At 49.6% G+C, this 20,873-nt stretch carries 22 protein-coding genes; 16 read left to right on the forward strand and 6 right to left on the reverse strand.

Annotation, left to right across the window (positions count from 1 at the left end; all coding sequences use genetic code 11):
* The first annotated feature begins 85 nt into the window (after positions 1–85).
* The 14 genes from hemA (at position 86) to DN748_RS14440 (ending at position 13,661) form a co-directional block, all read left to right on the forward strand.
* On the forward strand, positions 86–1,384 hold the full coding sequence (hemA, locus tag DN748_RS14375) for a glutamyl-tRNA reductase (RefSeq protein WP_112372520.1): 1,299 nt from the start codon (positions 86–88) through the stop codon (positions 1,382–1,384).
* 266 nt (positions 1,385–1,650) lie between these two features.
* Positions 1,651–2,610, forward strand: coding sequence for a hydroxymethylbilane synthase (gene hemC / locus DN748_RS14380; protein ID WP_112372521.1), 960 nt, complete (start codon positions 1,651–1,653; stop codon positions 2,608–2,610).
* Between the two features lie 157 nt (positions 2,611–2,767).
* Positions 2,768–4,522 (forward strand): TrkH family potassium uptake protein, encoded by a 1,755-nt coding sequence (locus tag DN748_RS14385; protein WP_112372522.1) that lies wholly within the window; start codon positions 2,768–2,770, stop codon positions 4,520–4,522.
* Between the two features lie 175 nt (positions 4,523–4,697).
* Positions 4,698–5,384 carry a potassium channel family protein gene (locus DN748_RS14390; RefSeq protein WP_112372547.1) on the forward strand — a complete coding sequence of 229 codons (687 nt, stop codon included), beginning with the start codon at positions 4,698–4,700 and terminating at the stop codon, positions 5,382–5,384.
* Positions 5,384–6,061, forward strand: a complete 678-nt coding sequence (locus DN748_RS14395; protein WP_112372523.1) for a uroporphyrinogen-III synthase — start codon at positions 5,384–5,386, stop codon at positions 6,059–6,061. Before DN748_RS14390 ends, DN748_RS14395 begins: the two co-directional genes overlap by 1 nt.
* Positions 6,062–6,098: 37 nt before the next feature.
* The gene (gene hemE, locus DN748_RS14400; RefSeq protein WP_112372548.1) at positions 6,099–7,130 is read left to right on the forward strand and encodes a uroporphyrinogen decarboxylase; all 1,032 of its coding nucleotides are present in this window, start codon (positions 6,099–6,101) and stop codon (positions 7,128–7,130) included.
* On the forward strand, positions 7,130–7,642 hold the full coding sequence (locus DN748_RS14405) for a DUF6973 domain-containing protein (RefSeq protein WP_112372524.1): 513 nt from the start codon (positions 7,130–7,132) through the stop codon (positions 7,640–7,642). Before hemE ends, DN748_RS14405 begins: the two co-directional genes overlap by 1 nt.
* A 9-nt stretch (positions 7,643–7,651) precedes the next feature.
* A complete protein-coding gene (gene hemF, locus DN748_RS14410; RefSeq protein ID WP_112372525.1) occupies positions 7,652–8,557 on the forward strand; it encodes an oxygen-dependent coproporphyrinogen oxidase in 906 nt (301 codons plus the stop codon).
* A 27-nt stretch (positions 8,558–8,584) separates the two neighbouring features.
* On the forward strand, positions 8,585–9,577 hold the full coding sequence (gene hemB, locus DN748_RS14415; RefSeq protein ID WP_112372526.1) for a porphobilinogen synthase: 993 nt from the start codon (positions 8,585–8,587) through the stop codon (positions 9,575–9,577).
* A 94-nt stretch (positions 9,578–9,671) separates the two neighbouring features.
* The gene (locus DN748_RS14420) at positions 9,672–10,040 is read left to right on the forward strand and encodes a hypothetical protein (RefSeq protein WP_146746623.1); all 369 of its coding nucleotides are present in this window, start codon (positions 9,672–9,674) and stop codon (positions 10,038–10,040) included.
* Positions 10,041–10,203: 163 nt separating this feature from the next.
* Positions 10,204–10,677: a hypothetical protein gene (locus DN748_RS14425; protein ID WP_112372528.1), complete on the forward strand. Its 474-nt coding sequence runs from the start codon at positions 10,204–10,206 to the stop codon at positions 10,675–10,677.
* Positions 10,678–10,928: 251 nt separating this feature from the next.
* The gene (locus DN748_RS14430) at positions 10,929–12,005 is read left to right on the forward strand and encodes a CNNM domain-containing protein (RefSeq protein WP_112372529.1); all 1,077 of its coding nucleotides are present in this window, start codon (positions 10,929–10,931) and stop codon (positions 12,003–12,005) included.
* Positions 12,002–12,481 (forward strand): methylated-DNA--[protein]-cysteine S-methyltransferase, encoded by a 480-nt coding sequence (locus DN748_RS14435; RefSeq protein ID WP_112372530.1) that lies wholly within the window; start codon positions 12,002–12,004, stop codon positions 12,479–12,481. Before DN748_RS14430 ends, DN748_RS14435 begins: the two co-directional genes overlap by 4 nt.
* Positions 12,482–12,521: 40 nt before the next feature.
* Positions 12,522–13,661, forward strand: coding sequence for a serine hydrolase domain-containing protein (locus tag DN748_RS14440; protein WP_112372531.1), 1,140 nt, complete (start codon positions 12,522–12,524; stop codon positions 13,659–13,661).
* Between the two features lie 35 nt (positions 13,662–13,696).
* Here the strand turns inward: DN748_RS14440 and DN748_RS14445 are convergent, their stop codons facing one another.
* The gene (locus DN748_RS14445; protein WP_112372532.1) at positions 13,697–14,662 is read right to left on the reverse strand and encodes an endonuclease/exonuclease/phosphatase family protein; all 966 of its coding nucleotides are present in this window, start codon (positions 14,660–14,662) and stop codon (positions 13,697–13,699) included.
* Positions 14,663–15,197: 535 nt separating this feature from the next.
* On the opposite strand from DN748_RS14445, the gene hflX reads away from it, so the two are divergent.
* A complete protein-coding gene (gene hflX / locus DN748_RS14450) occupies positions 15,198–16,412 on the forward strand; it encodes a GTPase HflX (RefSeq protein ID WP_112372549.1) in 1,215 nt (404 codons plus the stop codon).
* 256 nt (positions 16,413–16,668) lie between these two features.
* Here hflX and DN748_RS14455 read toward each other — a convergent pair whose 3' ends face one another.
* From DN748_RS14455 to DN748_RS14470, 4 genes are all read right to left on the reverse strand, one after another.
* On the reverse strand, positions 16,669–17,553 hold the full coding sequence (locus tag DN748_RS14455; RefSeq protein ID WP_112372533.1) for a DUF3078 domain-containing protein: 885 nt from the start codon (positions 17,551–17,553) through the stop codon (positions 16,669–16,671).
* 102 nt (positions 17,554–17,655) lie between these two features.
* The gene (locus tag DN748_RS14460) at positions 17,656–18,159 is read right to left on the reverse strand and encodes a DUF2480 family protein (RefSeq protein ID WP_112372534.1); all 504 of its coding nucleotides are present in this window, start codon (positions 18,157–18,159) and stop codon (positions 17,656–17,658) included.
* A gap of 108 nt (positions 18,160–18,267) precedes the next feature.
* Positions 18,268–18,594, reverse strand: coding sequence for an SUF system Fe-S cluster assembly protein (locus DN748_RS14465; RefSeq protein ID WP_112372535.1), 327 nt, complete (start codon positions 18,592–18,594; stop codon positions 18,268–18,270).
* A 39-nt stretch (positions 18,595–18,633) separates the two neighbouring features.
* Complete coding sequence (locus DN748_RS14470) at positions 18,634–19,056, reverse strand: SufE family protein (RefSeq protein WP_112372536.1); 423 nt, start codon at positions 19,054–19,056, stop codon at positions 18,634–18,636.
* A 284-nt stretch (positions 19,057–19,340) separates the two neighbouring features.
* Between DN748_RS14470 and DN748_RS14475 the strand changes: the two genes are divergently transcribed.
* Positions 19,341–20,207: a cupin-like domain-containing protein gene (locus DN748_RS14475; RefSeq protein WP_201741487.1), complete on the forward strand. Its 867-nt coding sequence runs from the start codon at positions 19,341–19,343 to the stop codon at positions 20,205–20,207.
* A gap of 3 nt (positions 20,208–20,210) precedes the next feature.
* Here the strand turns inward: DN748_RS14475 and DN748_RS14480 are convergent, their stop codons facing one another.
* Complete coding sequence (locus DN748_RS14480) at positions 20,211–20,699, reverse strand: regulatory protein RecX (protein ID WP_112372537.1); 489 nt, start codon at positions 20,697–20,699, stop codon at positions 20,211–20,213.
* Positions 20,700–20,873: the final 174 nt, after the last annotated feature.

Below are 20,873 nucleotides of genomic sequence, written 5' to 3' on the forward strand. Positions count from 1 at the left end.
CCTGAAGCGTCATAAAAAGTTCCTCCAGCGTTATTTTTTTATATGGAGGTATCCTACTTTTGTTGCGATTTTAGATTTAGCCTAAATGGAAGATTACAACCTCAACCGGGGAAAATATTTTTATGCCGTAGGACTGAGCTACAAGAAAGCAGATGAAGAGATCAGGGGTAAATTCAGCCTGGATGAAGCACAGAAAACATCCTTGCTGCAACAGGCCGGGGCGCAGGGTATCGATGAGATACTGGTCATATCCACCTGTAACCGTACCGAGATATACGGGTTTGCACAGCACCCCTTTCAGCTTATAAAATTACTCTGTGACCACTCCAACGGCAATGTAGACGAGTTTAAGGACGTGGCCTACGTATACAAGAACAATGAGGCCATAGGTCATATGTTCAGGGTGGGCACAGGGCTGGACAGCCAGATACTGGGAGACTTCGAGATCATAGCACAGATCAGGAAAGGCTTTGCCCTGTCCAGGAAACACCATACCGCAAATGCCTTCCTGGAACGCCTGTGCAATTCCGTGATCCAGGCCAGTAAACGGATCAAGAACGAAACCGACCTCTCTTCGGGGGCCACATCGGTGTCTTTTGCCTCCGTGCAGTACATCCTGAACCATGTAAACCATATCGCCCGAAAGAACATCCTGTTGTTCGGCACCGGGAAAATAGGAAGAAATACCTGCGAAAATCTTATAAAACATACGGGAAACGATCATATTACCCTGATCAACCGCACTAAAGGCAAGGCCGAAAAAATAGCCGGAAAATTCAACCTGACCGTAAAAGACCTGGCCGACCTTCCCGATGAGATACGCAAATGCGATATCCTTATCGTGGCTACCGGGGCCCGGACGCCTACGGTTACCGGAGAACTTGTTCCGCCGGACAAGGAAATGCTTGTTCTCGATCTCTCCGTTCCCCGGAATGCAGACAGCGACATGGCCAATCTGCCGGGGGTAACCCTCGTATCGCTGGATCATCTTTCACAGATGACTGACAAGACCCTCGAACGCCGGAAGGCCTTCGTTCCCCAGGCAGAATCCATTATCGAGGAGGTAAAAGGCGAGTTTACCCAATGGCTGGGAACGCGAAAGTTTGCCCCTACCATCAAGGCCCTGAAGAAAAAGCTGAAATCGCTCAAGGATGCCGAAGTGGATTTTCAGCGCAAAAAGATCGAGGGTTTCAACAATGAACAGGCCGAAATTATCGGCAACCGGATCATCCAGAAGATCACCACACATTTTGCCAATCACCTCAAGGAGAACAACGCGTCTGCAGACGAGAGCCTGGAGCTTATAAAAAAGGTTTTTCAGCTGGATAACAGTAATGGCAATTCCCTTGTAAAAGAGCAGAAGCCTACCAAAGCGACAACCTGACGCAAAAGACAAAAATCATATCTTTGGAGGTACCGCAACACGTCCGGCCGGTACGAAGCATTTAAAATCCTGCCCGGCGCGGGCTTAAAGGCATGGACAGAATAGTCGGAAGTCGGAAGCCCGGAGCCGGAAGTAAATGTACTTCGGACTTCCGACTTCGAACCTCAAAAACAAACAATGAAGGCCCATAATGGGCATTTAGCAAAAATGGCCAATGCTAACCGATATAAACAAAGCCAAACCAATGGCTTATGATTTTTGTATAGATGAAAAAAACGCTAAGAATCGGAACAAGAGACAGTGAACTTGCCTTATGGCAGGCCAACAGGGTAAAGGAAGGCCTGGAATCACTGGAATACCAGGCGGAGATTGTACCGGTAAAGTCGCATGGCGACCTTGTTCTGGACAAGCCCCTGTATGAAATGGGAATTACCGGGATCTTTACCAAGGCCCTGGATATAGCCATGATACGGGGAGAAATAGATATTGCGGTACACAGCATGAAAGACGTCCCCACAGCCCTGCCCCGGGGTATTGTACAGGGGGCCGTACTGAAAAGGGCGGATGCATCAGACCTGCTTATACACAAGGGCGACCTGGCTTTTCTCGATGAAGCAGGCACCGTCGCTACGGGAAGTCTCCGCCGCAGGGCCCAGTGGCTCCACCGCTACCCGGAGCATTCCGTAGAAAACCTGAGGGGCAATATAAACACCCGTATGCGAAAACTGCAGAACAGCTCCTGGAACGGGGCCATATTTGCAGCTGCCGGACTGGAACGCATTTCTCCCTTTGAGGGCACGGACATCGATCCCGGAAACCGTATAACTCTCGACTGGATGGTTCCCGCCCCCGCCCAGGGGGCCATGCTGGCAGTAGCCATGGAGCACGATGATTACGGCAGGCAGGCTCTGGACAGGCTGAACCACAGGGATACGGAAATATGCACGCATGTGGAACGACAGTTCCTCCGCGTTCTCGAAGGGGGGTGCACTGCGCCCATAGGAGCAAAGGCATGCCTTGAAAACGACGACATTGTGTTTAACGGCATCCTGCTGTCTCCCGACGGGAAAAGAAAACATTCCGTACAAAAGCGGGCTCCCCTGAAGCAATATACCGTTCTCGGGGAACAATGCGCCCTGGAAATACTGAAAAACGGGGGAAAAGAAACCCTGGAGCACATCAGGCAGTACCAGGATCAGCGACCGGGAACGACGGCTTCCTCCTGAAACACATCGCACTGAAAATGCCGGAACGGGAATATCGTATTTAAAAAAACCGTTTGTTTTTTAGTATGTTACATTTTATTAAGAACTTTGCACCGCACAAGTCTGGTGTTTTAACCCGGTTCAATTCCGGAAAAGTAGAATGTTTTTTGGATGAAAGATGCCTAAGAAAAATTTAAAGAGCTACAGGAATCCCCTGTCCAGGATTTATGGTTTCACCGATATCATACTGATCGTATTCCTGGTTATCGATTTCGGGTACAAGGCAGATTACCATCTTTTCTACAACAAATCGCTTACCCTGCTCACGATAACCACGGCATTGATCGCACTCAATTTTATCCGGCTGAGGATCTCCAGGCACTCCCCACTGAACAATATGTACAAGGCCAATCTGCTGGTACTCATTACCACGGTAGTGCTCACCATCTCGGTATTCCTGATCGGTGATTTTGACAGTATCCATAAAATAAGGGAGATTTCCTATATCATAGATAGCGGCCTTATCGTTTATTTCCTGCTCCGGCTTACCCACCTGCTGAGAAAGCTGTATACCGTATATCACAACCCCCTCATCCTTTTTATAGGGAGTTTTGTGGTGATCGCCCTTATAGGTTCCTTTCTCCTGATGCTCCCCAATGCCACCACCGGCGGTATCCGGTATATCGATGCCCTCTTCACGGCCACCAGCGCCGTGTGTGTCACCGGGCTGATCGTCATGGACACGGCTACGGAATTTACCTCACTCGGGCAAACCATAATACTGGTCATTATCCAGCTGGGAGGAATAGGCATGCTGACCTTCACCTCGTTTTTTGCCTTTTTCTTCAAGGGAGGCACTTCTTTCCAGGAAGGACTGAATATCAGGGATGTTATGGGCACGGAGCGCCTGAACGACGTACTGAGAGTGGCCGTACAGGTCGTCATTTTCACTTTTGCCCTCGAACTGGTAGGCGCTGTGCTTATTTTTTATTTCATCAGCGATATCAGCGACATAGACAACAAACTGTTCTTTTCCCTTTTCCACTCCATCTCGGCCTTTTGCAATGCCGGGTTTTCCACGCTCTCCGACGGGCTGGGAACTGCAGGGATCAACAAGGCCTATGCCTTTCAGTGGGTTATCATGTTCCTTATCATTTTCGGCGGACTGGGATACAATATCGTTTTCAACGCCTTAAAATACATCAGGCAACTGGTCCTCAACATCATAGCCTTCCACAAGTTCCGCGAACCCGTGCGTGTACTTACGCTCAATTCCAAGATCGTACTGGTCACGACTTCCATCCTGCTTTTTGTAGGCACACTGGTCGTATACCTTGCAGAGAGCAATAACATGCTCAGGGGACAGGCCGGGTTCTGGGGAAAATTTACCACGGCCAGCTTTATTTCGGTGACCACCCGTACCGCCGGGTTCAACACCGTAGACTTTGCCGACCTGACCATTCCCGTTATCCTGTTCTGTATATTACTGATGTGGATAGGGGCCTCTCCGGCATCTACCGGGGGAGGGATAAAGACCAGCACCTTTGCCCTGGCCGTCCTGAATATCGCGGCAATGGCAAGAGGCAAGGAAAATATAGAGATCGGAACGCGGCAGATCAACAACCAGTCGGTAAAACGGGCCTTTGCCATTATATGCATATCGCTTTTTGTAATAGGGATCGCCATTTTACTGTTGCTGGTCTTCGACCCTCAATTCACCCTGATCCAGATCGCTTTCGAAGTCTTTTCGGCATACAGTACCGTAGGATTATCGCTCGGCATCACTTCCGAGCTCAGCGATCCCGGAAGGCTGGTACTTATTTTCGTGATGTTTTTCGGGCGGATAGGGCTGCTCAACCTGCTGATAGGCATGTTGCGCCGTATACAACACAATTTCCACCGCTACCCGGAGGAAAATATTTTGATTAACTGATGTATGAACGAATGAAAGAGCTTGCAAATATTGTATAAATGAAACGAACATGAAAAACTTTAATCAAATATTTCACACAGGGAAATGATTAAAATTTTTCATGTGAGAGCGCAGCGGTTCCTGAATGTGCAGAAATTTTTTGCATATTTTGGCCGGTGCAAAAAATTTTAAACAGATGAAAATTATCATAATAGGATTGGGAAACTTCGGCTCATCGCTGGCATTACACCTCACCGAGACAGGGAACGAAGTTATAGGGATAGACATTAAAATGGAAAAGGTGGACCGCCTGAAGGATGCCATCGCCCATACCATCTGTATGGATGCCACCAACGAAATGGCTTACGAGGCCGTTCCGCTGAAAAACACGGATCTCGCCGTTATTGCCATAGGCGAAAACGAAGGGGCCACCATTATTGCCACGGCCATTATCAAGAAATTATCAGACACCAAGATCATCAGCCGGTCGCTGTCACCCATTCACGACACCGTACTGCAGGCCATGGGTATCGAGATCATAGTACGTCCGGAACAGGAATTTGCCGAGGCGCTCGCCAAGAAGATCAACCTGAAAAGCATGATCAACAACTTCGAGCTCGACCCCCATCACTCCATCTCGGAGATAAAGGCATTACCGGAATTCGAAGGCAAAACCCTCCAGGAGATCAATTTCAGGAATGAATACAACCTCAACATCATCACTATCATCCGGAAAGAAGTAAAAGCGACCTTCTTCGGGTCCCGGCAATCCATCGGGAAAGTCCTCGGAGCAGTGAACAAGGATACGGTAGTGCAGGCCAATGACATCCTGGTAGTGTTCGGGGCCAATAAGGATATTACCAATTTCTGTTCCCAGGAATAATGAAAAATGGCATACATATATTATCTACAAAAAAACTCGGTGCCGGACAGCGGGAACTTCTCGCGAATGCGGGACTGAAGCTGGAAGAGGCCGATTTTATCTCCGTAACACTTTTACCCGTCCGTATCGACCGGGTAAAGGAATGCCTGATTTTTACCAGCAGCAATGCCGTACGCAGTGTGTTACGGCACCATAACAGTAATTCGCTGAAAGACCGGCCCTGTTTCTGTGTCGGGTCAAAAACCGGGGCGCTGCTGGAGCAGAACGGCTTCAGGGTATTGGTACAAAAAGATTACGCTGCCGGGCTGGCCGCGGAGATTACCAGCAGTTTTGCCGACAGGAGTTTCACGTTTTTCTGCGGCAATCTGCGCAGGAACAACCTCCCGGATGCCATGTCTGCCGCAAATATCTCTTTTAACGAGTTTACGGTCTACCATACCCGGCTCACCCCGGCAGGTACGGATGCCGATGTACAGGGCATTCTTTTTTTCAGTCCGTCGGGCATTCAAAGCTACCTGGAAAAAAATACCATCGGAAAAAAGGTGTGCTTCTGTATCGGTACCACCACGGCGAAGGCCCTGGAAACCATTACAAACCATATCGTTGTAGCGCAGGAGCCTACCACAGAAAGTGTTATTGCAAGTGCAGTCGCATATTTTAACCATAAAAACGGATAAAGAACAACCTTAACCGGTAACCAAAAGAATAATGACCATGATAAAAAACGACCTGTTTCTCAGGGCCCTTGACGGAGAAAGCGTTTCCCGCCCCCCTGTGTGGATGATGCGCCAGGCCGGAAGATACCTGCCGGAATTCCGGGCATTACGGGACAAATACGACTTTTTTACCCGTTGCCGCACCCCGGAGCTGGCAGCCGAGATCACCGTACAACCCATACGTATCGTTAAACCCGATGCCGCCATACTGTTTTCCGATATACTGGTAGTCCCCCAGGCTATGGGCATAGACGTGGAAATGAAGGAGAATGTAGGTCCCTGGCTCCCCGAGCCGGTACGCTCTGCCAGTGATGTGGAAAAAGTGATCGTTCCGGATATCCGGGAAAGCCTGGGCTATGTCATGGACGCCATTGCACTCACCAAAGAGGAACTCGGCGGCGAGGTGCCGCTTATCGGTTTTGCAGGTTCTCCCTGGACCATCTTCTGCTATGCCGTGGAAGGAAAAGGTTCGAAAAGTTTCGATACCGCCAAGGGGTTCTGTTTCTCCCGGCCCGAAGCCGCACATGAACTGCTCCGGAAGATCACCGATACCACTATAGCATACCTGAAGGAAAAAGTCCGTTCGGGCTGCGATGCCATACAGATCTTCGACAGCTGGGGCGGTATGCTTTCTCCCGAAGACTACCAGGAGTTTTCATGGAAATACATCAACCGCATCGTCGAAGCCCTGGCCCCCCTTACCAGGGTGATCGTATTCGGCAAGGGGTGCTGGTTTGCCCTCCGCGAAATGGCATCCGGAAAAGCCAGTGCCATAGGTGTGGACTGGACCTGCTCGCCGGAAAATGCCCGCTATCTCACCGGAGGAAAAATTACCTTGCAGGGAAATTTTGACCCTTCCAGGTTATTGTCTCCCCCTGCTACGATAAGGAAAATGGTACACGAAATGATCGACCGGTTCGGGAAAGACCGCTATATCGCCAATCTCGGGCACGGCATACTGCCCAACATTCCGGTAGATCACGCAAGGGCCTTTATAGACGCCGTCAAGGAATACGAAAGTAAGGCTTAATGTCGGTATGGAGGCTTATAAAAACACTGAACTGGAAACAGGTGACCAGTCTCGCCCGGCTTTTTGCAGCACGCCCGCTTATGCTATACCCCACCGCAAGGGCTACCGTAAAATGTATGGCCATCTGCAACAGGCTCTATCCCGGAAAACACCAGGGAAACGGACCTGAAAATGCCTTCAGACATGCGCTGTGGAATATCGCGATCGCAAGGGAAAGCATGAAATGGAACAAAAACGACACACACAAGGCCCTGGAATGGGCAAAGACCATCACGGAATGGCATGAGGACTTTGCACCCAATCCTCCCCTGCAGCACGCCATGGACATGCACAATAACGCCACGGGGAGGTATCTGTTTACGTGCTGGCTGGAGGAGGGAAAAGCCCCGGGCTACCGCTATATTACAGAACGGCTGCAAGCCTGTTCCCGAAACAGTATCGCCATAAGGATGCCCGGTGATACGGAAAAAGCCGGCAACCGGCTGGTACATATTGAAAATACCGAACGTTAAACCGCAGAGATGAAAGAGAAATTCTACCAATACATACAACACCTTCAGGACCATATTACATCGAAACTCGAAGCTGAAGACGGCAGAGCCGCTTTCCGGGAAGACCTCTGGGAACGGCCCGGGGGCGGGGGTGGGCGCAGCCGCGTCATAGCAAACGGAAAGGTATTCGAAAAGGGAGGAGTGAACATTTCGAGGGTTTTCGGCAAACTCCCGGAGACCATGCAAAGACACTTCGGGGTAAAAGACGCCGATTTTTTTGCATGCGGACTCAGCCTGGTGCTGCATCCCGAAAATCCCTTTGTGCCCACCGTACACGCTAACTGGAGGTATTTCGAGATGTATGACGCTCAAGGCCATATTGCCGACCAGTGGTTCGGGGGCGGGCTCGACCTGACGCCCTATTACCTGTTTGAAGAGGATGCAGTCCATTTTCACCGGGTATGCAAAACGGCCTGCGATCAATACCATCCCGACTTTTACCCCGAGTTTAAAAAGAAATGTGACAACTACTTTTACAATACGCACCGGAAGGAAGCCAGGGGGGTGGGCGGACTCTTTTTCGATTATTGCCGCCCCTCGGAAGACATGGCCCTCGAGCGGTGGTACGATTTTGTGACAGCAACGGGAGACCGCTTTACGGAAGCCTATCTCCCCATCGTTCAGCGCCGCAAGGGCACCGGTTATACCGAAGCCCAGCGCAACTGGCAGGAAATACGGCGCGGACGTTATGTGGAATTTAACCTGGTACACGACAAGGGTACCCTGTTCGGGCTCAGGACCAACGGGCGTACAGAGAGTATTCTCATGAGCCTGCCTCCCCGGGTACAATGGGTGTACGACCATCATCCGGCCGGGGGCAGTGAAGAAGAGAAGTTACTCAAAGTTCTGAAAGAGCCCGTGGAATGGGCCGATTGATCTGCAATTACTAAAAAACAATATATTATGTATCCATTGAGAAGAAACCGAAGACTGAGGCAGAACAGTGCCATCCGGCGGCTGGTAAGGGAAACGGCACTTACCCCCGACGACTTCCTGGTGCCCCTTTTTGTAACGGAAGGAAAACAGCTGAAGGAAGAGATCGCATCCATGCCGGGATACTACCGCTACAGCCTGGACCTCCTGGAAAAAGAGGTCAGGGAACTGTATAAAACAGGGCTCCGCGCCGTACTGCTTTTTGTAAAGGTACCGGACACCCTGAAAGACAACCGGGGAACGGAGGCCTTTAACCCCGACGGGCTGATGCAGCGCGCCGTCAGGACCGTTAAGAATGCCGTTCCCGGAATGCTGGTGATGACCGATGTGGCCATGGACCCCTATTCGTCCTACGGTCACGACGGGATTGTGGAAAACGGCAGGATACTCAATGATGCTTCCGTAGACGTGCTGGTGGAGATGAGCCTCTCCCACGCCCGTGCCGGGGCCGACTTCGTAGCGCCCAGCGACATGATGGACGGCCGTATCCTGGCCATTCGCGAGGCCTTTGAAGAAGAAGGGTTTACCGACACCGGCATCATGAGTTACAGCGCCAAGTACGCTTCGGCTTTCTACGGTCCCTTCCGGGATGCCCTGGATTCTGCTCCTGTGGATCAGAAAGGGATTCCCAAAGACAAAAAAACATACCAGATGGATTACGGCAACCGTATCGAAGCCCTCAGGGAAACCGATCTCGATATCGACGAAGGCGCTGATATCGTAATGGTAAAGCCCGGGCTCTGTTACCTGGATATTGTACGTGATATCAAAAATGAGTTCGACATCCCCCTCGCAGTTTACCAGGTGAGCGGCGAATACGCCATGATCAAGGCCGCCTCAGAAAAAGGCTGGATAGACCACGACGCGGTAGTTCTGGAACAGCTCACCGCCATCAAGCGGGCCGGTGCCGATATCATCGCTTCCTATTTTGCAAGAGATGCCGTCCGCCTGCTACAGGAATAGGCAGAACCGGTATATTACAGGGTTTCCCGGAAAAAATCCGGATTTAACCGGTTTTTGCCCCCGGGATTCCCGTTTTTAGCAGTAATTTTGTGCCGTGGAAAAACAACGCTATAAAATACGGGTTTCCATTTTCCTTGCACTGTTGTGGATAGTGTCCGTTTCCGGCCCCTCTCACTACGGTGTAAAGGTGCGGTCTGCGCATAAATCTTCCGGCGAAAATACCTGCCTGAACATTGCACAGGCTTCCGTTTTTCCGGGATTCATGTGGGAAGAAGAAACCTCCCAGGGTTTTTTCTCGGGCGAAATAAAGCTCCTTCCCCACGGTTTACCCATACTTTTACCGGTTGGCATCAACCTGCCCGGACTCCTTGCAGCTCCAGGCATTCCGGACTGTCCGCCAAAAACGGCAGACCTGAAACGCCAGATGGCACAACTGATCTTTCCTTTCCATTTCTTTTATTGACCCCCTGTTTGCTTCAGTACCGGCTGAACTCCCGTACCACGTGTTCCCGGGAGTTATTGCCCTGTCTTAATAATGAGAAACAAACTATCCGTCGTACGGAACACGCTGTCCTGTTGTTTGTCATACAGGTCGGCGCTCTGAAACGACATTAAAAATTTAAGCAATGGATTTTATATCGCTGGAAATGGGACTGCTTTTCCTGGCCGTTTTTATGGCTCCCATACTGTATATTATTTTCAAACAGAAATCGGGAAAGAAAAAACTCGACAGGCATATCGATACCCTATGTAACGAAAACGGCATAAAAAGTGAGAACAAGGCCTATATAGGTCACTATATATTCGTATCAGACCCCGGCAGTAATAAACTGCTGACCTACGACACTAAGAAAAATGACCCCGGTATTTCCGATCTCGGTGACTACAAGGGCTGTAACATACAGAAATCCTGGGAAAAGGGAGAAGGTACAAAGGCCGTGCTCAACAATGTAACCCTCGTATTTCAACACAGGGAAAAGGGCAAACCTTTCAGGATAACACTTTTTGACGATAATTACGAAAATCCCCTGGAAGCCGAGGTGATCCTGCACCAGGCCGAAAAATGGTCCAGGCAGATCAACACGGAAATTTTCCGATAGGATGATTTCTGTTTTTTGTGTGAATGGGGCGGGCCTTCTGGTCCGCCTCTTTTTTTCCGGACCATTTGGGGTTAATGTGTCAATTTGATAATGTGTCAATTTGATAATGTGATAATTTGATAATTTGATAATGTGGGAATGTGGGGAGATGATCATTTATGAATATCGTATATCGTTCTAAAATGTGATCATCAAAAAAGCTTAAATGAGTTCATTTCATTAAATTAGCAATTACAAACTCATTAACCGCAATGGCCTTATTAATAACGTATGCCCTTATTTCCATCCTCCTGTCCTTTCTGTGCTCTGTTCTGGAAGCGGTACTGCTCAGTATTTCCCCTACTTTTATAACCCTCAAGCAACAGGAAGGCAAAAGTTATGCGCACGGTCTCGAAGCACTGAAGAACGACGTCGACAAGCCATTGGTCACCATACTCACCATAAACACCATAGCACACACCGTAGGGGCCATCCTGGTAGGGGTGCAGGCCGAAAAACTCTACGGAAGCGGCAACAACGCCGTGGGGATCGTTTCGGCAGTAATGACGGCCCTGATCCTTATTGTCTCGGAGATCATTCCGAAAACCATAGGAGCCACCTACTGGAAACAGCTGGCAGGCTTTACTACCGGAGCACTTACCGTAATGATATTTCCCCTGCAGTACACCGGGATACTCTGGATGCTACGCCTGACCACCAAACTCATCGGCGGGTCGCAGTCACACGGATCGGTGTTCAGCCGTGAAGACTTTACCGCCATGGCAGACATTGCGGAAAAAGAGGGCGTATTCGATCAGGGTGAGAGCAAGGTCATCAAAAACCTGCTGCAATTCGGCGAAGTACATGCCAAAGACATCATGACCCCCCGGGTAGTGATCAAAACGGCTTCCGAAGACCTCACGATCGAAGAATTCTTCAGGAACAACCCGAAACTCCGTTTTTCCAGAATCCCCATATACAGGGACAATCCGGACAATGTGACCGGTTTTATCCTGAAAGACGAGGTGATGGAAGAGATCATAGAAGGCCACGGAAACCGGAAGCTCTCCGATATCCGCCGCGATATCAGGATCGTTCAGAGAGGTATGCCCATACCGGACCTGTTCGAAAGTTTTATCGTCCGGAAGGAACATATTGCCCTGGTTGTTGACGAATACGGGGCGGTGAGCGGGCTGGTGACCATGGAAGACGTTATCGAGACCCTGCTGGGGCTTGAGATCGTAGACGAAAGCGACAATGTGGAAGACCTGCAGGTACTGGCACGGCGCAACTGGCAGCTGCGCGCCAAAAGACTGGGCATTATTAATGACAACACCGACGAACTGTGAAAACCGCAATCGTAAAAACCCCGTTGGGTATGGCCCAGGTATCGGGAGACCACAACGGGATCTCCCAGGTACATGTACTAAAAGAAGACATAGCCGCAACAATCACCTCCGATATTCCGGAAGAACTGCTGCCCTGCGTACAGCAGCTGGAAGAATATTTCAAGGGCAAAAGAAAAGATTTCCGGCTGAAACTGAACCCGCAGGGCACGGGTTTTCAGAAAAGGGTATGGGATGAACTTCTCAGAATTCCATATGGCAGGACCATTTCCTACCTCGACCTGGCCAAAAGGCTCGGCGATGTAAAAAGCATAAGAGCTGCTGCCTCCGCCAATGGCAGGAACCCCCTGTGGATTGTTATTCCTTGTCACAGGGTCATCGGCCAGGACGGAAGCCTCACCGGGTATGCCGGCGGGTTATGGCGTAAAAAATGGCTGCTGGAACACGAATCGCCTTTCAGGCAGGAATCTCTTTTTTAAACTTTATCACTACGGGACCTCACACAAAAACACGAACTTCATGGCATTCCTCAAATCCTTTTTCAAATGGTTCTTTATCATCCTCGTACTATTTATCGGGGGATTATACCTCTTTAACTACGATTACCTGTTAAAAGCAGCAATCAACACCTATGGCACCGGCCATACCACGGCCTATCTGGACGATTACACAATGTCTGACAACCGGGTGATCTCCGGCGGCACCCCGCAACCCTGGCCGGTTCACTCCGGGTATAACAGCGCAGCCGCCACCCCGACCCTGGAAGATCACAACAGCAAATGGGGTACCGTTGCCTTTCTTATCATTAAAAACGACAGTGTATGGTTTGAAAAATATTACGAAGATTACGACAGGACCACCCGAAGCAATTCCTTTTCCATGGCCAAGACCCTGGTCTCCGCCATGCTGGGAAAGGCCATTATGGAGGGTAAGATAGAAAGCCTGGAACAACCCGTAGGCGATTTCCTTCCCGAGTTTTCCGAGGGGCTTGCCGCACAGCTTACAGTGGGCGACCTCTCTTCGATGAGCAGCGGGCTCAACTGGGACGAATCGTATTACAGTCCCTTTTCCATAACCACCAGGGCATATTTTGACGACGACCTGCGAAAGGTCATGCTAAAACTCAGGATAGTGGAAAAACCGGGGCAATCGTTCAAATACCTCAGCGGAAACACCCAGTTGCTGGCCATGGTACTGGAAAAGGCTACCGGAATGCACCTGAGCGATTACCTGTCTGAAAAGTTCTGGAAGCCCATGGGAGCCGTAAGCGATGCCTTATGGCAGCTGGACAGCGAAGAATACGGTATGGAAAAAGCCTACTGCTGTATTGCCTCCAATGCCAGGGATTTTGCCCGTTTCGGAAAGCTTTACAAAGACGGCGGAAAATGGAATTCGCAGCAACTGCTCGACCCGGATTTTGCCGCCCGCTCCGTACGCCCCCGTTTTGCAGATGCCCCCATGTACGGATACGGCCTGTGGCTGAGCTCTTACGAGGGAAAAGAGGTGTTCTACCTGCAGGGACATCTCGGGCAGTATGTCATTGTGATTCCCGAAGACGACCTGATTATTGTCCGCCTCGGGCATCAGAAATCTGCACAGGGTGCCACCTCAGACCTGGAAACCTATATACGTGAGTCGCTCATTATGCTTAAATCCTGACCCCGCAAACGCTTCCGGTATTCCCTGAAAATATCCTACATATTTAACTCCAGCTGTATATACACCGGAAAATGATCGCTGTACCCGCCCAGGTACCTCCTTCCCGCATAGGTACGAAAAGGGTTGCCCTTAAAACGGCCGGTCCATTCGGTCAGAAAGCGGTCGTTAAAAATGTTTGCCTCCACATAGCTGTGTTTTCCGGCCTCCGTTACCATAAAATCACGGGAAAACAATATCTGGTCGAAGAGATTCCACTTAAAATTATAACTCGCACTTCCCTTGTCGTGCGACAACAGCAGCTCCATAGGATTAAAAAGATCGGGAGACAGCAGGTGCTCTCTGATACTCTTCGAAAAGGGATTGTCGTTAAAATCGCCCATAATGATAAAACGGGGAGCATCCTCCGTTTCCCTTACCCGGTCCATGATACGGTGTACCCCGGCTGCAGCCGCCACCCGCTTGTAGGCCGTATCTTCCTCTCCCTCCCGGCGGGAAGGCCAGTGATTGACGATCACATGGATACGCTCCCCGTTGAGCAGGCCCGTCACGTGAAGAATGTCACGCGTATAATCACGCATACCGTTTACACTATTCACTATCAGGGGCACTGCTTCCTGATCGAGTACCTCAAAATATTTCTGCCGGTATATAAGAGCCGTATCTATTCCCCTCTCATCGGGAGAATCGTAATGCACGATCTCATATCCCTTGTCCGACAGGTGTTTTGATTTCAGCAGCTCCCCGAGCACCATTCGGTTTTCCACTTCCGCCAGCCCCATGATTACCGGCGACCGGCGGCTTGTTTCCCTTCCCGTATGGGCTATGGCCTTCCCGAGCTTGTAAAGCTTGTTCCGGTACCGTTTCGGGGTCCAGTGCAGCACCCCGTCGGGAGTAAAATCATCATCCAGCGTTCGCGGATCATTCCGGGTATCAAAAAGGTTCTCAAGATTGTAAAACCCGATCGTATAGCGCCGGGTTGGTGGTTTTCTTTTAAAAAACATGAAACAGACGGTATTATAAGAAGTTAAAAATAGTAATTATAACCCTCCCGGAAAAATGAACGGACAGGAATAAATTTTAAACCGGTCGCCAGTCTGCAAATCACGAAATGGCTGGAAGCCGGGAGTCGGGAGTTGTCATTCCGACGATAGTCCCTGTCCCGGTTCCTGGTCGGGAGAGAAATCTCCGGTGCTTCCGTTATGCTGTTAAAATTCCTTTGGGCCGGGATGGAGATTCCCTCCGATGCGCTCCCCCGATGCTCGGGACAAGCTGTTCTGAATGACATTTGGAAACTACGAACCAACAATTTGACTAACAACTAAGAACTAAAAAACCAAACCACCGGAAATACGAATTTCCAGGCTTTTCCGGGACAGGCGGCCTGTTTACCGCTAAATCCGGTAGCAGACGACACAGAATTATGTACCTTTGTACTCTGTTAAACCTCACAAATACATTCCGTTATCCCCGGAAACAGACCTGAACACAATGTCTGAAGGGCTTCGGAATAAAATTGTTACTGATTATTTTGACCATATGCTTGAAAAAAAGACCCTGGATTATGAAAAAGTAGTGCTTATCGGTATCGTAAACCGGGAGCAGGATGAAGAAAAGTCTGACGAATACCTCGATGAACTCGAATTTCTCAGCTATACCGCCGGGGGTGAGGTGGTAAAACGCTTTACACAAAAGGTAGACACCCCCAACCCGAAGACCTTTATCGGGAGCGGAAAGATGGAGGAGGTAGCCCACTTTGTAAAGGAGGAGGAAGTAGGTACGGTGATTTTTGACGACGAGCTTACCCCTGCCCAGCAGAAGAATATCGAAAAGATACTGAAGTGCAAGATCCTGGACCGTACGAGCCTTATACTCGATATTTTTGCCCAGCGGGCGCAGACTTCCTACGCCCGCACGCAGGTGGAGCTGGCCCAGTACGAATACCTGCTGCCCAGGCTGGCCGGGTTGTGGACGCACCTCGAACGTCAGCGGGGGGGTATAGGGATGCGCGGTCCCGGGGAAACGGAGATCGAGACCGACAGGCGTATCGTAAGAGACCGCATAGCCCTGCTGAAGAAAAAACTGGAAACCATAGACCGGCAAATGGCCACACAGCGCAGTAACCGCGGCGCCCTGGTACGGGTGGCACTGGTGGGATACACCAATGTGGGAAAATCGACCCTGATGAACGTAATCAGCAAAAGCGACGTATTTGCCGAAAACAAGCTTTTCGCCACTCTCGACACTACGGTGCGGAAAGTGGTGATCGGCAATCTTCCTTTTCTGCTGAGCGATACGGTGGGGTTTATCAGGAAACTGCCCACACAGCTGGTAGAGTCGTTCAAAAGTACGCTCGACGAGGTCAGGGAAGCCGACCTGCTATTGCACGTGGTGGATATTTCCCACCCCAACTTCGAGGAACACATCGCTTCGGTAAACAAGATACTCGCAGAAATAGATACTGCCGACAAGCCCACCATAATGGTCTTTAACAAGATAGACCGGTATGAAGCGGAACATATCGACGACGACGACCTCGTCACCGAAAAGACCGGGAAACACTTTACCATAGAAGAGTGGAAACGCACCTGGATGAACCGCGTAAACGGGCAGGCCCTGTTTATCTCCGCCATCAACAGGGAAAACATGGAAGAATTCCGGAAAAAGGTATACGAGGAAGTCAGGAAAATACACATTACCCGTTTTCCGTACAACAACTTCCTCTACCCGGAACACATCGAAGGAGATCTGTGACGGGGGTGCTTGCAGGTTTATAGTTTGAGCAACCGCATCAATGGAGATAACGTTTTTGTCTTCATAGATCAAATTTGATAAACCTACAGAAAATTCCTCCCTTCAGACGAAGAGGGGAGTTTTTGAAATGGAGGAACTTGCGATAGATACGTCATGGGTAGCAAAGCGCAGCGGAGTCGGAATGACAAAAAAAGCCTGCCGGAACACAAAAGTTCCGGCAGGCTTTTTAATATTGTTTCCTTCGGTCAGGTTCTGTTTAGAATCCGAAGTTTACGCCGAGTCCGAAGACCTCCCTGATCTGGAAGGTGAGGTTCGTAGAGAGGTAATCGTTGATCTTCATCACGAGGTTCAGGGTGTAATCCAGGTCTACGTTCTGGGCATCCTCGAGATAGTTGGAATACAGGCTCAGGATATTTTCTGCCGATACGTTGGGCATCAGCTCAAACTTGTAGTATCCCGAAGCATAGAACCCCAGTTCGTAACGCATGCTGTCTCCCGGATCTATCCCGAAAGTCTCCACATCGTCGCTGGACACAAATGTCTCCGTACCTTTATCATAAGTAAACACCTCTCCGCTGAGGAAGGTCATTTTAGAGGTCACCGGGGCCAGGTTGAATTTCAGGTTATCACTCTTTTTCCACAACATACCGGGACCGAAGGTCAGGTATGCCGGTTTAAAGAATCCGGAAGTGGGATTATCTTTATAATCTGGTTTATCATAATCATAACCGTCGGTAAACTGTGTCCTGAAATTTGCAAAGAACGAATAGCTCCAGTAACCGGTCGCCCTTTTACCTACCAGGGAGTTCAGCTCCAGCCGGTCGTCGGTCTTTCGGGTGTTCTGGTCCTTGATCTTCGTAAGGCCATAACTGGCTATGATCTTGTTGTCCCAGGTCCAGTCGCCCCTGGTATAATTGAAGTCGTAGTTCAGGCCGATATTTCCGGCGACATTGTTCTCTCCCCCTGCCAGCCAGTTGGAAAAGGCAGACTGGTTGATGAGGAACGTAATGGTCCCGGCCCTGACCCATCCTTCAGGACGTGTCGTATCCCTTTCCTGGTTAAATTGATCTTCACTTAATACTTGTGCATTTGCCATCGTAACCCCCAGAACAAGGGTAAGCGCTAATACAATTTTTTTCATCTTCCTATATTTTAGTTTTTGAGCCCTCAAACGTAATCCGGCCCGGTTACTCTCACAAAAATAAGAAGATTTTTAACGAAACTGTCGATAAAGTGCGTCTTTTTACCGTTTAAATAACGGAACGGAAGAGCAAGCCTCTCCGTACATCACGCTTTTTGCCACTTTCTGAAGTGCCGAAACCAGCATGATATAAGCGTTTCGGGGAACAGGTTTGTCTGCGCATCCCTTGACGATAACGGGAAGGTCACGGTAGTCTTCGAAATTCACCTGTTGCAGGGCATCGCGGTATATTTCGGTTTCCAGCAATTCCATGTCGCCCACAACCACTTTCCGGCATACCGGTCCGAGATAAGCCGCCACCAGCATGAATGCCCACCCGGGAATTATGGCATCGGTAGTACAGGAAAGCGCCACATACGCTCCCTCATAGCTGTTCCAGTCGTGTTCCCGGAGCGCAGTCCTGAACTCCTTCTCCCTGAGAATGATCCCTTCGTAAAGCCATTGGCTGATATCGAGATGTATTCTCTGCCCGGGAAGATAGTAATCCCCCGGGTCTACGGTTTTCAATTTACTCTGTGCTATGCGATTGACAATTTCTTCCGGCATATTCCATGTGTTATGCCCCCTCTGGGGGAACGTTGACCGGTTATTAAGTTATTGGGGGATTCAGGCATTACTTAATAACCAAATAACCTATTAACCTAATAACTTAACCTACAACAACCCCAGCTCCAGTTTAGCCTCCTCACTCATAAGGTCCTGGCTCCAGGGCGGGTCGAAGGTGATCTCTACTTCCACATCCTTTAATCCGTCGATAGATTTTATCTTCTCCTCTACCTCTACCGGAAGGGTTTCTGCCACAGGGCAATTGGGCGTGGTAAGGGTCATCAGTATCCTGACGTCGTATTCCTCATTGACAAATACGTCGTATATAAGTCCCAGTTCGTATATGTCGACCGGTATCTCCGGGTCGTAAATGGTTTTCAGCACCCTTACGATCTTTTCTCCCAGGTCTGCGGTATCTATAGTGGTTTCTTCCATGATCTTTCTCAATTTAAAATTTATTGTACCGGTTCGTCACTAATCCAGCTGGGTCTGATATGCAATGGCATACATTTTAAGCTGTTTTATCATATTCACGAGGCCGTTGGCCCTCGTGGGAGACAGGTGTTCCTTAAGCCCTATTTCGTCGATAAAAGCCGTATCGGCCTCAATAATATCCCTGGGGGGCTGGCCTGAGAAAGCACGGACCAGGATGGCGATGATACCCTTGGTGATGATGGCGTCGCTATCGGCCGTAAAACACAGTTTATCCCCCCTGAGCTCTGCATGGACCCATACCTTGCTCTGGCATCCCTTGATCAGGTTGTCGTCGGTCTTGTATTTTTCTTCGATAAGCGGGAGAGACTTGCCGAGCTCTATCATGTATTCATAACGCTGCATCCAGTCGTCGAACATGGAAAACTCGGCTACAATTTCTTCCTGGATATCTCTTATGGTCATCTCGTTCTTTTTATGCAAAAGTACGACAAGTATCCTTGTCTTTCAACAGTTTCTGACAATAGGACATAGTTTTGATCAATACACGGGGCCTTTGTAAAAATCAGTATTCCCCGGAAAACCCGTCAGACGCCAACGCGGTGGTCCCTAAACGCGTTTCTTCTTACGTGTCAATTACAGATTATACCCCCGTACAAAAGCTCATAAAACGCACGAATCCTTATTTTTTACAAACAATTCTGAAACAATTCGTTAACTTTGCGTGTTTCATTTCCAACATATTTTATATGCAGCTACAGGAAATCCCTCGCGTTAAGACCATTTCCAGGGAGGATTTTGTTTCCCGGTATGTAAAGCCCCAGAAACCGGTGGTTATCGAAGAGCTCACCCGGGACTGGGGGGCCTATGACAAATGGCACCTGGACTATATAAACCGCATTGCCGGCGACCGCATGGTACCGCTCTATGACGACCGTCCGGTGACTCATGAAGACGGCTTTAACGAGCCGCATGCCAGGATGAGAATGCACGACTATATCAGGCTGCTGGAATCGGAGCCTACCAATTACAGGATCTTTCTCTACAACCTGATGAAGGAAGTACCTTCCCTGCAGGAGGATTTTCAGTGGCCTGACATCGGGCTACGGCTGGTAAAACAGCTTCCCATGTTGTTTTTCGGCGGGGAGAACAGCAAGGTATTCATGCATTTCGACATCGATTATTCCAATATACTCCACTTCCATTTTCACGGGCGCAAGCAGTGTGTTATCCTCCCTCCCGACCAGACAAAATACATGTACAAGATACCCCATGCCCTGATTTCGAGGGAAGATATTGATTTCGACCATCCGGATTATGAGAAATGGCCGGCTCTTAAAAAAGCGAGGGGCTATATCGCCAACCTCGAACACGGCCAGATGCTTTATATGCCCGAAGGCTACTGGCATTACATGAAGTATGTAACTCCCGGGTTTTCCATGAGCCTTCGCTCTTTTCCGCGAAACCCCGCCAACCTTGTAAAAGCGGCATATAATGTGCTTATCATGCGCCACTACGACAACTTCATGCGCAAACGGAAAGGACAGGCGTGGATCGACTACAAGAACGAACAGGCCGTGGTCCGCACCCACAGGGAGCTGGGCATGGAGATCTGAGGTTCAGGAAAGCTCGTATAATCTGTCGTATACCAGGTGGCTCTCCCACCCCCTGTAAAGCAGGTAGTCGGCGAGTTTCTTCCTGCACCGGCTTATATCCTTCGCCGTATTTCCGGGTGTGGAATGCCTCAGCTGTAACCATTTTTTAGCGGCCAGTTCATCAAAAGCACGCAGGTAATCCGCGTCCTCTATTTCCTCCAGGGCAAGCTTTATATTGGACTGCGATATGTCGCGGAATTTCAGCTCCCGCACGATACGCTGCTTTCCCCACTTTTTCACCCGGAACTTTCCCCTGACAAAACTCCGGGCAAAACGCTCCTCGTTGAGAAATCCGTTTTCTATAAGGTGTACTACCACGGCATCTACGGCAACAGGTATCATTCCCATTGCCCTGAGCTTTTCGGTCACCTCCTTGTGACAGCGCTCCTGGTAGGCACAGAAATGTTCCAGTTTTCGTTTGGCGTCGTCTACGGTATGGATTTTTCTGTTCATGAATACAAAAATAGGGGTTATGTGGGGAATGAGAGAATGTGCCAATGGGAGAATGTGCCAATGTGCCAATGAGGGAATGTGTCAATGTGCCGATGGGGGAATGTGCCATTGAAATAAATGTTGGTAAGTAGATTTCGTGTTTTAGGCTTTTGTCCGTGGTCAGGTTGTTGCTCC

This window comes from Sinomicrobium soli (assembly GCF_003285545.1).
GTDB lineage: Bacteria > Bacteroidota > Bacteroidia > Flavobacteriales > Flavobacteriaceae > Sinomicrobium.

Bases quoted from the DNA above. Each gene is read 5' to 3' on its own strand.
- DN748_RS14395 (WP_112372523.1), top strand. From the start codon at position 5,384: ATGAAAAATGGCATACATATATTATCTACAAAAAAACTCGGTGCCGGA.
- hflX (WP_112372549.1), top strand. From the start codon at position 15,198: ATGCTTGAAAAAAAGACCCTGGATTATGAAAAAGTAGTGCTTATCGGT.
- hemE (WP_112372548.1), top strand. From the start codon at position 6,099: ATGATAAAAAACGACCTGTTTCTCAGGGCCCTTGACGGAGAAAGCGTT.
- hemF (WP_112372525.1), top strand. From the start codon at position 7,652: ATGAAAGAGAAATTCTACCAATACATACAACACCTTCAGGACCATATT.
- DN748_RS14455 (WP_112372533.1), bottom strand. From the start codon at position 17,553: ATGAAAAAAATTGTATTAGCGCTTACCCTTGTTCTGGGGGTTACGATG.
- DN748_RS14465 (WP_112372535.1), bottom strand. From the start codon at position 18,594: ATGGAAGAAACCACTATAGATACCGCAGACCTGGGAGAAAAGATCGTA.
- hemA (WP_112372520.1), top strand. From the start codon at position 86: ATGGAAGATTACAACCTCAACCGGGGAAAATATTTTTATGCCGTAGGA.
- DN748_RS14480 (WP_112372537.1), bottom strand. From the start codon at position 20,699: ATGAACAGAAAAATCCATACCGTAGACGACGCCAAACGAAAACTGGAA.
- DN748_RS14390 (WP_112372547.1), top strand. From the start codon at position 4,698: ATGAAAATTATCATAATAGGATTGGGAAACTTCGGCTCATCGCTGGCA.
- DN748_RS14430 (WP_112372529.1), top strand. From the start codon at position 10,929: ATGGCCTTATTAATAACGTATGCCCTTATTTCCATCCTCCTGTCCTTT.
- DN748_RS14460 (WP_112372534.1), bottom strand. From the start codon at position 18,159: ATGCCGGAAGAAATTGTCAATCGCATAGCACAGAGTAAATTGAAAACC.
- DN748_RS14445 (WP_112372532.1), bottom strand. From the start codon at position 14,662: ATGTTTTTTAAAAGAAAACCACCAACCCGGCGCTATACGATCGGGTTT.
- DN748_RS14385 (WP_112372522.1), top strand. From the start codon at position 2,768: ATGCCTAAGAAAAATTTAAAGAGCTACAGGAATCCCCTGTCCAGGATT.
- hemB (WP_112372526.1), top strand. From the start codon at position 8,585: ATGTATCCATTGAGAAGAAACCGAAGACTGAGGCAGAACAGTGCCATC.
- DN748_RS14425 (WP_112372528.1), top strand. From the start codon at position 10,204: ATGGATTTTATATCGCTGGAAATGGGACTGCTTTTCCTGGCCGTTTTT.
- DN748_RS14475 (WP_201741487.1), top strand. From the start codon at position 19,341: ATGCAGCTACAGGAAATCCCTCGCGTTAAGACCATTTCCAGGGAGGAT.
- DN748_RS14440 (WP_112372531.1), top strand. From the start codon at position 12,522: ATGGCATTCCTCAAATCCTTTTTCAAATGGTTCTTTATCATCCTCGTA.
- DN748_RS14405 (WP_112372524.1), top strand. From the start codon at position 7,130: ATGTCGGTATGGAGGCTTATAAAAACACTGAACTGGAAACAGGTGACC.
- hemC (WP_112372521.1), top strand. From the start codon at position 1,651: ATGAAAAAAACGCTAAGAATCGGAACAAGAGACAGTGAACTTGCCTTA.
- DN748_RS14470 (WP_112372536.1), bottom strand. From the start codon at position 19,056: ATGACCATAAGAGATATCCAGGAAGAAATTGTAGCCGAGTTTTCCATG.